This is a genomic window from Gemella haemolysans, from assembly GCF_901873445.1.
GTDB lineage: Bacteria > Bacillota > Bacilli > Staphylococcales > Gemellaceae > Gemella > Gemella haemolysans_C.
In genome coordinates this window covers 1-993 of record NZ_CABFLN010000021.1, presented here as the reverse complement: position 1 = coordinate 993, position 993 = coordinate 1, and the positions used below count along the sequence as shown (strand labels likewise).

Below are 993 nucleotides of genomic sequence, written 5' to 3'. Positions count from 1 at the left end.
AAAGTTAAACAATGTATATATCGCATATCCAAATGCCCAGAAAATCCCAAACATGATTGTTAATCTTTGTGAATTCATATTTGGCAACTCATATGGTAAGTTTAGATAGACAGGATATTGTGAGTACATGAAAAATCCAGATAAACTAAACATAGTATATGCTAAAATAACATTAGTTGATACAAGATATAATCCTAATCCCATAAATCCAATCATTAATACACCATGAGAAATTAAAAATGGTTTCCTACTAAAGTTCAATTTTCTAGTTACAACTAAACTAAACAGAGTCCCAATTATTCCTCCAACAGTTACAGTTAATATCATAAATTCTGGCTTAAATTGAGTATTACCAGCATGTTCTGCAACTACTCTTGGTAATGACACCAATGGCATAACATATAAGAATAAAAATCCACCAAATCCAAGTGAAAATACATAGATGAATTTATCTTTAAAACCATCAGCATAAGTGTATTTTTTCACTTCTTCATGAACAATTTCTTTTGATTCTATCAGTAATTTATATACAAAGTAATTCGGGTGTTTCCATGTAATTGTTGGTTCAAAATCATGAGAAAACATTAACCATCCTATAAATAAGATTATACTAAAAATACTGAATCCTATCATCGTATATCGCCAATCATCAACAAAATGTTCCTTAAATAATAAGAATAAAATAGCAACTAAAGCCGCTCCTACATTATATGCAGCTGTTATTATAGCACTTGTCATTATTTTCTTATCATTAGGAATGAATTTTGCTACAAAAGAATTTATAAAAACAATAATCATTGATCCACCGAATGCCATTATCATTCTAGATACAGTATATAACCAATAATTGTGAGTAAATATTGCAAAAAATGAAAAACATAGACAAAATAATGCTAATGTAGCAGCTTTCTTTGGATGTAATTTAATTAATATAAACGCAGCTAATAAGTTTGCTATAATTCTTGCTATAGTAATTGTATAGTTTACAACCTC

Annotated in this window: 1 protein-coding gene; it reads right to left on the bottom strand. The window is 28.2% G+C overall.

Features of this window, described 5'->3' with window-relative positions; all coding sequences use genetic code 11:
* Positions 1-993 (bottom strand): MFS transporter (locus JX287_RS03585; protein ID WP_204642127.1); only part of this gene is annotated, 993 nt, incomplete at both ends.